Here is an 11123-nt window from a genome sequence, read left to right as displayed (position 1 = left end):
CCAGCGGCCACAGCGAACGATGGCGCGATCACGGCTGCTTCCGCGTCCAGGGTTCCCGTCGCATCGGCGCTGCCGGCCCGCCGGGTCCGAGAGGCCACCGGGAGCCTGACCGGCCCGCTTGGAAAGGCATGACTCCACGTGCTGCCGGTTGTGTCGCGGTGATCGGCGAAAACGTCGCGGATGCTGTTGTCGAGCCGGCGGCCGGGAGCGACACCGCGTTGCGGTTGCGGGTATTCCCGGGAGGCGGCCCGGCGAACACGGCGGTCGCTCTCGGGAGACTCGGAACACCGACCCGGTTTCTCGGCAGGCTGCCGCGGGGCGTGTTCGGTGATCTTTTTGTCGAGCGGCTGCGGACGTCCGCGGTCGACTTGTCATGCGCCGTCACCGCCAGTGAACCGGCAACGCTCACCATCGCGTCGGTGGCGGCTGACGGTCAGGCCAGCTATGTGTTCTACGCGGCCGGAACGGCGGACTGGCAGTGGACCGCGCGGGAACTGGCCCCATCCCATCTCGACGGCGTGGCGTGTGTGCACGCCGGCTCACTCTCGCTGGTGATGGAGCCGGGCGGGAACCTGGTCGAAAAGCTGCTCCGCACCGCCCGGGAACGCGCGACGGTGTCGATTGACCCCAACGTCCGGGCTGCCCTGGTGAGTCCGCGGAGGTACCGGTCGAGGATCGCGGAGTGGTCTCGCCTTGCTGACATCATCCGGATGAGTGAGGATGACGCCGCCGAGCTCTTCCCCGGCGTCTCCCTGGATGATCTCCTCAGGGCCCCGGGCCTGGCCGATGTGCCACTGGTCATCATCACGCGCGGGGAGCGGGGCGTCATAGCCTCATTCCGACAGGATGTGGTGGAGGTTCCTGCCGTCGCGGTGCGGACCGTCGACACCATCGGCGCGGGCGACGCCTTTTCCGCCGGCCTTCTTCACTGGCTGTATCAAGCAGGTCACCTTGGCGGCCGGATCGACCAGCTCGACATCGAGACCGTACGGCGCGCGTTGACCTTCGGGGCCCGAGTCGCGGCACTGACCTGCGCCACACCCGGTGCTGACCCGCCCTGGGCGAGCCGGCTGACCAGCGAGAGCACAAACCTGCTTCCATGACATGAGCCGGGCGGACGGCCCGTCGGGGCCGATGACGATGTGGCCCATGCCGCTGGCCGTGCGGTCGCCGATTCCGGCGTAGCGGGCGAGGACCTCGATGGCGCCGCGCGTCTTCGTGGCTCTCCGTATTGCCGAAGAGGTCCGCCTCAAACGTTGGAAACGTCGCGGGCTGCCAGTGCGCTCGCGAAGGACGGGTGTCAGATCTGACCAAGATCGATCTCTGCCGCCAAGGGAGCCGGGACCTTGACCACGCCGGGGAACACCTCTTGGTCACGTCAGGACCTCGTCGGTCACCCTCGGCCTGTCGGTACGGAAGGCCGAGGGCGACCGCTGTCTCGACTGTCCGTCGACACCGCCCTCTTACCGGTCTGAATGTTTCTGCGCCGCCGGCATCTCCGTTGCCCGTGCACCGTCAGTGATCTCGTCGGGCCTCCTGCAGGGTCATTGCAAAGTCGTGTTTGTGCTGGTCACGAGGGTGATTGCCTGGTCGGGGTGGCGGGCGTGGTGGCGTAGGGCTCAGGTCATGTTGGTGAAGCCGGCGAACCGGAGCAGGCTGATCACCAGGCTGCGGAGAACGGCCATGACCTGGGGTCCGCTGCCGGTACGAGCCTGGTGGAGGCCCTCACCCAGTATGACGTCGCGGATCCAGTGCAGGCGGACCTCGATGTGGACCAGTGGCCTCGGATCCAGGTGGCCAGTTCGGCCGGTAGGGCGTCGTGGGCGGGCAGGGTGCAGATCGCGTAGACGGTCTCACGTCACTGACGGTGCTTGCCCTCGGTCGTTCTTCTTGTTCTTGTTGATCGGGCGGGAGGTGCGGGTGATCTGGATGGCCTGGGCGGCATGGGGGAACCCGAGCCCGGCCGGGACGGTGACGGCTTTGAGGGTGCGTGCCTCGATCCGGCCGTGGCCACGGCCGGTGGCAGCGTGCCCGACCGGGACGTCCTTCCACGGCAGGGTCTTCAACCGGGTGTGGACGGTGGGCTGGTTACGTTTCACGGTGACCAGCAGGTGCGCTCCCCGGGCATGCAGGTAGTCGGCGTGCGCGGTCTGCGCGTGCATCGCGTCAACGGTGATCAGGACGTCGGTCAGGTCGGGAATCTGATCGAGAACCGTGGAGAACACAGGGATCTCGTTGGTCTTCTCGTCGACGTCGACCTGCGCCAGCACCCCGCCGCGGGTGCGGTTGAGGACACCGAGCAGGTGCACGGGGTGGGCGCCGTGGCGGGTGGCGCGCATCGCTTTGCCGTCCACCGCGAGCACCCGCCGTACCCGGCGGCGCTGTGTCGGCCGCTGCGCGGCGGTGTCGACGGCGTCGAGGGGCCCGGATCCAGGCTCCGATCGCGGCCTCCAACGCCGCCCGGTCCACCCGTACCAGCACCCGCCAGATCGTCACCGGGCCTGGGATCCGCCCGGTCAGCCCCAGGCCAGCGCGGGCATCCGCGGGAAGGTCGGCGGCCCATTCCCCGATCGCCGCGAACGACCGGGCGCCACTGAGCATCGCGCACACCGCGATGGTCAGGATCACGGCGAAGGGGTATCGCACCCCGCGCCGTCGGCGTGGGTCCGGTACCTGCGCGAGCGTCTCGCATAACCCGATCCACTCACTGTCGGTTACCGAACCGCTGCCCAGCAAAAATGCCGAGGCCCTGCTATGACCACTTGGTTTCGCCAGTTCTGAAGCATCATCCAATCCTCGATAATCTTCTCTGGACCATTAGGGTCATACCCTCTACATCCTTTTTTGCAGCACTCTTCGCAAACTCTTCCAGGGTATTTAAATAGCTATACGGGTCGCCGCGTAATACCCTCTCACTCTCAACGAAAGGCCGTATGGCCGTCCAGGTCTTCTCGAGCCGATAGCGGATGGGAAGAATGACGACGTTTTCGTCGACGACCTCGAAGGCGAGCGGGTAGCCCAGCATCTGGTAAAAGAATGATACTTCAATGACTTCCCCCGAATATCCGCCGGTAGACGGGTAACTCCTAAATTTGGGTCGCGCGAAGGTAGCTCTGCCCAAATCTTCTCTTCTTTCAGGTAGAAAGACTGGGTCATGTGGCGATCAAGCATTTCGATGATGATTGGGAGCTGATTTGCGCGGTCCGCTGATCGTGCCTGCCGTGCTGCGAGCAAAGTTGAAGTCGCCAAAGAAACTAATGAGATAAAGATGGCGCTGACATTTAGTAGCGAGCCAGCCATTTTCACACACATCCCACCACGGCTCGATGGCACACACCTCGGCCATACAGGAAATGTACCGTCAACTCTTTCATTAGTTCACGAAGTCCATTATTGTTATGAAGGCAAATATTTAAACAACAAGAAAATTCAACTCCACCCAAACGACGAACGGCCGAGTAGAACCAGTCAGCCGCAGACCCGGACAAAGATCAGATAGAGCAGTCGCACAGACATAGTTGACCCTCATGCCGACAGCTGAACCGTCGCATAACCCCAGCTCACAGCCCCAAGCCGACTCTGACACTCCACACGTCGAAATCAGTGGGATGGCGCCGCCGTTGTGGGCCGCGCCGAATCCGCCCGATAGTACCGGCCGAACGTCACCTGCCCGACGAGGCGCAGTTCGTCGGCTTCTCGATGTGCACCACGGGGCATCAGGGTCTGTGCCTGGCCCGGGATACCGGGGATCCGGTCGGTGGCCTGCACGGCTTCCGGTACCGAATACGGCTCCAGCACACCGGTCAGCCTTTCCAGGTTCAGCCGGGCCGGCTTCGCCACCTCTACCGGAACCTGAACGCCACTGACAGTGGCCTGTAGCGCCCGAAGCGCATCGGCCAGCTGGCCGAATTCGGACGCCTCGTCGGATATGAACCGACCGGCCCTCCAGATATCCACCACCTAATTATTGTCATTACTGGACGGAGAGACGCACCTCCCAGGCACCAGCACGGAGCACGACTTCCGCGAGTACAGCAGACCCGCCCGGCGGGCTCAGGCACGTATGAACTCCTGCTTGTACCCGATGCCGGCCAGCGTGAGCCTGCCCGCCGAGCAGGTGAAGATATCCGTCTCATCTACGGCCGGGATGGTCTGTCTACCCAGAGACGTGTGATTGACGCTGGCGTCGACGACATCGGACCCACTCACCATGCTGTATTTGACGGTGGTACCACTGACGGAGAAGCGGAAGGTCGCCCGACCGACTTCGGTGATCGAGTAGAAATTTCCGTCCGTAGATCCATAGCCAGTAAATGTTACGTTATCAACATCACTCCCACTTCCGTCTTCGTTGAACTGAATGACAAACGTGGAGGTGTCGCTCGCCTTCATGTCAACCGTACCGGGAGTGTCCAGGACAAATTGTGACGCGTTTAGCGTATGGGCCCACCTGGAGAGCTGCCAGGTTCCGATCAGGCAATTCCGGCCGTCCATCGGCCTGCCCTTCTTTGCGGGATCGGCCGCATCTGCACCGGCCGACGCCGACGTGTCGGGTGTGTCTGGCGCGGTGGACACCACCGGCGCGGCTGTCGCGACGGGCGCGGCTGCCGATCTACTTTCCTGCCACTGCAGAACCCCGAAGATCGCACCAGTCAGGACACTAACGACGCCAATTACCGCTTCGACTCTGTGCCAACGCCCCTCACCTGGCACCCCCGCCCTTGCACCCGACATTCAAGCCTCCAGATCCAGGTTCCCGAGTAGCATCGCGTACTCCTCGGTTTTCGGGCACGGTGAGTCACCTCCGCCCTGAGCCCGGTGGAGCGGTACCGACCGACCGCTATCGTCCATGGCCACACAGGTGAACTCCAGCTTCAGGACCACTCAAAGCCAGGCGTCCAGTTACTCAACTTTCATCGCCACGGCGGGCCGGTCCGCCACCGAGGCCCGGAGCAGCTGCTCGGCTGCAGCGGATCGTGGTGGCACCGACCCTGGCGGGCTGGGGCCTGATCCGCTGCCCAATGCTCGGTCTGGCGGGCCTGAAGCAGTTCGTACAGTTTCATCAGACCGGCGAGTTCAACCCGCCTGGAGATGTTCAGTATCAGGTAGATCTCGCGGAGGTGGTTACCCACGGTCCGTTTCGTGATGAACAGCTCCTTGCCTATCCCCGGGTCGCTCAGGCCTTCGGCGGCGAGGCTAGCGACCTTTCGTCGCTGATCGCTGAGTTTTGGAATCGGAATCCGAGGCGAGGGTGACCATGGCTGGTCACATTTGGACAGGAGGTCGGCGAGGTATCCGGCAAGTGCGCCGACTCCGATGGCATCTTTCGGACGGGGTACCTGGAAGGCCTGTGCCGCAGTTTCCGCCGCATAATGCCACAGACCGAGGTCCGCGTAGCTGCCCGCACTCACCCGCAGTCCGGCCTGATCGGCAGCGAGCAGTGCCTCGGCGTGCCGCCGCACGAGACCGGGCAGGCGACCGTTCACCATCGATTCGAGTTGCTTCAGCCGCTGGACGTCCGAGGGGCCGATGAGCCCGTATCTGAGCAGGGCGAACAAGGCATGTGTTTCCAGACCGTGGAATCCATCGTCGCGTAGGCGGTCCGCCAGGTGTCGCAGGGTGGACTCGGCCGTTTCGAAATGTCCCTCGCTTGCGGCGACCTGGGCGCGGGAAAGCTCGATCCACGGATACATGAGAGTCATCGTCCGGGCGTGCCGCTGGTCGGCTTCCTTGAGTAGTTGCGCTGCCTCCGGGAGGCGCCCCAGAAGCGCGGCGCAGTGCGCCTGTTCCGCGAGGAGCGCGGAAAGTAGCGTCTGCCCGCCCCGCTCCGCCAGCGTGAGGGCCTCCAGGGTGGTGGCCTGCGCCGATTCGAAGCGGCCGGTCAGTCGCTGACGCATCGCCTCCGCGAGGCCTTCCTGCGCTTCGAAGAGTGGGAAGTCCTCGGCGGGGTCCCTGTCTGCGTCGCGCAGCAGAATGCTAGCGGTCGCGGCCGTGACGCTCCACCGGGCGAGGGTGGCGACTGCCCGCAGGTAGGGCAGGCCGGGTAGATGGTCCGGAAGATGGCTCTCGAAGGCGCGCAGCTCGTCGAGTAGGAGCTCGCCGCCACAGTGGTACGCGGCGAGGACAAGGCGATGCCCTTCGGCGAACAATCGTCCGCCGGTCCAGCTCTTCTCCATTTCCGGAATCTCGGCCAGGCGCTGGTAAGCGGAGCGGAAATCGCCGCGCCAGGCGAGCTGGCATATTGACACAGCCCGGAGCAGGGTCGCGCCGGGGCCACCAAGGGATTCCGCGGCACACCACAGGCGCTCAGCCGCGGTCGGGTCGTTCAGCATGCCGAACTCGATCATTCCCCGCGCTATGGACCAGCGGATCCGCTGCTCGTCGGTCTTCAGCGCGGGCTCGGCGGAGTTCAGGAGTTCGATCGCTTGTTCCGGCTCGCCGGTAAAACCGAGGATCGACGCGCGTAGATCGACGGCGTCGAAGCCGCCGCCGGCGGCCAGTGCGGCCCTGGCGAGTTCCCCGGCCAGCGACAGATCGAAACGGGCGTATGCCGTGCGCCCCGCCCGGACCAGCAGGAGTGGGTCGCCGACGGTGTTGGATCTCATCCGCCAGACCGCCACACGCAGTTCGTCATCCCGCCGCCGCATGCTGGTCCGCTCGACGTATTCCGCGAGGTCGCCGAGGTGGCGTTCGGCGTGTGGCATGCTCCGCACCACCTCGCCGAACACGGGGTGGTCTTAGATCCCGCCGCTGGCGTCGGCGGTCCGCCTGGATGAGCTTCTGGTCTTCGGCCGACGTGACAGCATATTTCCCGACCAGCCCGACGGGCATGCCGTAATCGACCGGTTCGGCAAGCGCGACAATCTCCACGACCGTGCGCAGGTTATCGGGCAGATTACGCACCCGTTCCTCGAGAACGCTGAAGACGTCGATGTGTAGCCGGGTCATGTCTCCGGACCAGTGCCAGAGGCCACCGACCTGGCTGACCTCACCGGAGTCCCGCAACCCGTCGACCAGTTCGCGCAGCGTCAACACGTTGCCTTCCGTCAGCTGCCACAACCTGTTCCCCGTGCGTCCCTCCACTCGGCCGCCAAGCACACCCGCCAACAGGTGATCAGTCTGCGACCGGTCCAGCGGCGGGACCGGGATCCGCGTGACCAGGTCACGCTTCCACAGCTCCGCGACGCTGTCGGGAACGATCCCCGGGGTCCGACGTGTCCCAAGGACCAGCACGTGACCGGTCCGGGTGGCGCGCAGAACCAGATCGGCGCTCGTCGTGTCGAGCAGCTGCATGTCATCGATCGCCAACACCACCTGGTGAACACTCGACGGCCGCTCGACGAGGCTGTCGAGGACGAGGTTGAGCTCCTGTGCTCCCACAACCCCATGCGGCTCCTGATGAGGCAGGAATTCAGCGAGCGCCCCCAACGGGATGGCGGACATGGCCTCGGTGGCGTACACACGCTTGACCGTGAAGGTGCCCGCGTCCTGCTGCCCGGCGATCTCCCGCAACAACCGACTCTTGCCGACGCCCGCCGCACCCTCGAGGAGCATTCCTCGGCCCTCGGCTAGCGCCGCCGTGACCCGGCCCACCTCGATGGACCGGCCGACGAAGGGCCAAGCGTGCACCATGCTGCCGAATTATGTCGTGGTCGATCCGTCGACGAACCCACCCGCCCTCAACGCGCTGGCGATCACTTTCGAGGGACGCCTGACCCCGACCACCACCAACTGGCCCACTACCGAGCGCAGCACCACTTACGCCGAGCGTTCGGACAGTCCCGAAATGCTCGGTGTAGACGTTAGTACCGTCGCCGGGTGCCGTTCGGAGACGATCAACATCCGGCGGGAACAGTGCACGTCATAGCGGGTGAGCTGGGACGTGGCCGGCTACCGACGGGCTACACAACTAGCGGTAGGTGTAAGTTACAGGCGACGTAAGTTGCCTGCGTGGAGTTGGGGCGATCATGGCCTTCGTCAATCGCACCGAGGAACTCGCAGCCCTCGATGCCTGGTGGAAGTCGACCGACCCGCGTCCGGCGGTGGTCTGGGGGCGGCGCAGGGTAGGCAAGACCGCTCTGGTGCAGCGCTTCGCGGAGGGCCGACGGTCGGTCTTCCACACCGGAGCCGGTCGTGCGGCCGCAGGGGAACTGGCGCAGCTATCCCGCCAGGCCGCGGCCGCGCTGCCTGGGCGCCTCCGCGACCTGGCCGCCCGCCCCTACGCCGACTGGGACGATGCCCTTGACGACCTCGCCGCCGCAGCCGAGCGCGAGCCGCTCCTCCTCGTCCTGGACGAATTCCCGGAGATCGTCAACACCTCGTCCGACCTGCCGGGGATCCTGCGGGCCTTCCTGGACCGGACGCTTGGCAGGACCAGACTGCGGCTTCTGTTGTGCGGGTCGGCCGTGCGGCACATGACCGCGCTGCAGGAACAGCGGGCACCCCTGTACGGCAGATTCGACCTGTCGCTGTCGCTGCATCCGTTCCGTCCGCACGAGGCCGCGCTCATGCTGCCGGACCTCGCGCCAGCCGACCGCGCACTCGTGTACGGACTGGTCGGCGGCATGCCGCTCTACCTGTCGTGGTGGGACCAGGCCGCCGACGTCGCCGACAACCTGCTGAGGCTGGCCTGCCGGCCCGGAGCACCGCTGCTCACCGAAGGACAACTGGTGCTCGCCACCGAGGTGGAGCACGGTGAGTACCCGGCGGCCGTACTGCACGCAATCGCCGCAGGCCGCTCGCAATACAACGAAATCAAGGACCATGTCCGCGCCGAACCCGCCCGCACACTGGATCGGCTCATCGAGCTACGGCTGGCCGAACGACTGACGCCGGTCACCGAGACCGCTCGCAGCCGGCGGAGCGTCTACCGGATTGCCGACAATTTCCTGGCCTTCTATCTCGGCGTACTTTCCCGCTACCGCGCGGAGATCGAACGTGGTCTGGGCAAGGCGCTGCTGCCGGTGCTGATCGACAGCCTGGACGATCATCTCGGCGCGCCCTGGGAGGAAGCCTTCCGCGAGCATCTGCGTCGACTCGCCGTCGGCGCAGCACTGGGCCCTGACATCGTAGCCGTGGGACCGTACTGGAGCACGGGCGGCCAGAACGAGATCGATGCGGTCGTGCTCGCGGGCAGAGACAGGCACCCGGTTCTCCTCGGCGAGGCGAAGTGGACCCGTGCGGTCGACGGTGGACGGCTCGCGAGCCGGCTATGGGAGAAGGCGCCTGCCTTGCGGATCGCCACACCGTGGGCCGTTCGACCTGGCTCCGACGGCACGGACGCGGACGCGGACAGGACGGACAGACCTGAGCCGGTTCGCCTCGCCCTCTGCGCCCGCGAGGAGGTCCGCGGGGCGCCGCCGGGAAGTCTCACCGTCACGGCCGCCGACATCTTCTCCCCATAGCTCGCAAGGAAATCTTTGGGGATACCTGGCAACGCCACCCACAGCCACGCTTCCCCACGCCTTGTCTGGGCGCCACCCCGAAGCGTCGACGGCCTGTGATCGTGTCCGCAGCCTCCGCGCGGCGCCGGGCGGCACCATACCGGACGACACCACGCCGGATGGCGACAGGGTGGTCGGGACGGGGGCATGGCCGACCGCCGTCCAGCCCGGCCCGGCGGGCCCGGCGGGGCTGCCGGGAGAGCTTTAATGAAAACGATTACGATTCCGGTGTTTCCTGTCCCGATCGCGGCAGTGCCGCCACGACCCCGGAGCGCACCATCATGAAGATCGCATTTGTCGGTAAGGGCGGCAGCGGGAAAACCACGCTGTCCGCACTGTTCTGCCGCCACCTGGCCGCTTTCGGCCACCCCGTGCTGGCCATCGACGCCGACATCAACCAGCACCTCGGCACCGCGCTCGGCCTCGACGAGGACACCGCGCCGCCACCGATGGGCGAGCACCTCGACGAGATCAAGGACTACCTGCGCGGAGACAACCCACGCATCCCCTCGGCGGCGGTGATGGTGAAGACGACACCGCCCGGCTCCGGATCGCGACTGCTGTCAGTGACCGGTGACAACCCGCTGTGGGCGCAGTTCGGCCTCGACGTCGCCGGCGTGACGCTGCTGGCCACCGGCGCGTTCACCGAGGACGACCTCGGCGTGGCCTGCTTCCACTCCAAGCTCGGATCGGTCGAGCTGCTGCTCAACCACCTCCTCGACACCGCGGGCGAATACGTCGTGGTCGACATGACCGCGGGCGCCGACGCGTTCGCCTCCGGGCTGTTCACCCGCTTCGACCACACGTTCCTGGTCTGTGAGCCCACCCGTAAGGGGGTCTCGGTGCACCGCCAGTACCGTGGCTACGCCGCCGACTTCGACATCACCCTGTCCGTGCTCGGGAACAAAACAACCGATCCGGACGATGTCGCGTTCCTGCGCCGGGAGGTTGGCGATGACCTGCTGGCCTGCTTCACCCAGTCGGCGCCGGTCCGGGCGATGGAGCAGGGCCGGCCGTTCGGTATCGGTGACCTCGAACCGGCTGACCTGGCCGCGCTCGCGAAGGTCCACGCCGCGGTCGACACCACCGACCGGGACTGGGACCGCTTCATCACGCAGATGCACGACATCCACCTGCGCAATGCCACCGCCTGGGCCAACGACGCCACCGGGGTCGATCTGGCCGGCCAGATCGACCCCGATTTCCGGCTCGTCCCCGGGCTGATCCCGGTGGCCCGCCCGACTCTGGACACAGCCGCCGCCGGAACGGTCTGACCCTCGGGTACGGGCTGCTGACTCCCGGGCCGGTGCTGTCACCGGACCACGACGGCACCGGCCCCGGGGATGCATGAGCTGTCAGTGATCGTCCCAGTGGCCCTCATGCGCGGCGTGGCGGTGCCCCTCGTGCGCATGGTCGACATGGTCGCCGTGTGGCACCGCCACATGCCCACAACCGTCACCATGAGTGTGGGCGTGCCCATCGCACTCCCTGTGTTCGGCGGGCTCGCACTCGTCTGCCAGATCCGAGCCGCGGCGCCCCATCGCCACGCCGAGATCAGTCGCAGCCAGAGCGGAACCTCCGCTGGACGATGATTAAGAGCGCCCGGCAATAGGGGTGTGGATCAAGGAGCGGGGCTGGGGTGCGTGCATCGCGAGGCGGAGGAGGGAGCCACCCTGGTGT

At 66.1% G+C, this 11123-nt stretch carries 9 protein-coding genes and 1 pseudogene; 4 read left to right on the top strand and 6 right to left on the bottom strand.

The annotated features are described in order from the left end of the window. The first annotated feature begins 128 nt into the window (after positions 1-128). A complete protein-coding gene (locus tag MJ785_RS08790) occupies positions 129-1103 on the top strand; it encodes a carbohydrate kinase (RefSeq protein ID WP_239308722.1) in 975 nt (324 codons plus the stop codon). 750 nt (positions 1104-1853) lie between these two features. Here the strand turns inward: MJ785_RS08790 and MJ785_RS08785 are convergent. The 6 genes and pseudogenes from MJ785_RS08785 to MJ785_RS08765 all read right to left on the bottom strand — a co-directional run bounded on the left by MJ785_RS08785 (position 1854) and on the right by MJ785_RS08765 (position 7632). After that, positions 1854-2339, bottom strand: coding sequence for an ISAs1 family transposase (locus MJ785_RS08785; protein ID WP_239380373.1), 486 nt, complete (start codon positions 2337-2339; stop codon positions 1854-1856). Positions 2340-2487: 148 nt separating this feature from the next. Next, positions 2488-2628, bottom strand: a pseudogene (locus MJ785_RS22210) (transposase family protein); the annotation flags it as partial. A gap of 972 nt (positions 2629-3600) precedes the next feature. Next, positions 3601-3957, bottom strand: a complete 357-nt coding sequence (locus tag MJ785_RS08780; RefSeq protein WP_239380371.1) for a hypothetical protein — start codon at positions 3955-3957, stop codon at positions 3601-3603. A 96-nt stretch (positions 3958-4053) separates the two neighbouring features. After that, on the bottom strand, positions 4054-4713 hold the full coding sequence (locus tag MJ785_RS08775) for a hypothetical protein (protein ID WP_239380369.1): 660 nt from the start codon (positions 4711-4713) through the stop codon (positions 4054-4056). A gap of 200 nt (positions 4714-4913) precedes the next feature. Continuing rightward, positions 4914-6704 (bottom strand): helix-turn-helix transcriptional regulator, encoded by a 1791-nt coding sequence (locus MJ785_RS08770; RefSeq protein WP_239311074.1) that lies wholly within the window; start codon positions 6702-6704, stop codon positions 4914-4916. Continuing rightward, positions 6631-7632 (bottom strand): AAA family ATPase, encoded by a 1002-nt coding sequence (locus tag MJ785_RS08765; RefSeq protein WP_239380367.1) that lies wholly within the window; start codon positions 7630-7632, stop codon positions 6631-6633. The genes MJ785_RS08770 and MJ785_RS08765 overlap by 74 nt, the downstream gene beginning before the upstream one ends. Here MJ785_RS08765 and MJ785_RS08760 point away from each other — a divergent pair. From MJ785_RS08760 to MJ785_RS08750, 3 genes are all read left to right on the top strand, one after another. Further along, complete coding sequence (locus MJ785_RS08760) at positions 7631-7867, top strand: hypothetical protein (RefSeq protein ID WP_239311076.1); 237 nt, start codon at positions 7631-7633, stop codon at positions 7865-7867. The genes MJ785_RS08765 and MJ785_RS08760 overlap by 2 nt on opposite strands. Positions 7868-7967: 100 nt before the next feature. Continuing rightward, positions 7968-9404, top strand: a complete 1437-nt coding sequence (locus MJ785_RS08755; protein WP_239311077.1) for an ATP-binding protein — start codon at positions 7968-7970, stop codon at positions 9402-9404. A 320-nt stretch (positions 9405-9724) separates the two neighbouring features. Then, entirely contained in the window at positions 9725-10717 is a 993-nt protein-coding gene (locus MJ785_RS08750; protein WP_239380365.1) for an AAA family ATPase, read from the top strand. Positions 10718-11123: the final 406 nt, after the last annotated feature.

The sequence above is a fragment of the Protofrankia sp. CiT1 genome, assembly GCF_917627335.1.
Classification (GTDB): Bacteria; Actinomycetota; Actinomycetes; order Frankiales; family Frankiaceae; genus Protofrankia.
The sequence above is the reverse complement of the archived record's forward strand: the minus strand, read 5'-3'. Positions and strand labels throughout refer to the sequence as shown.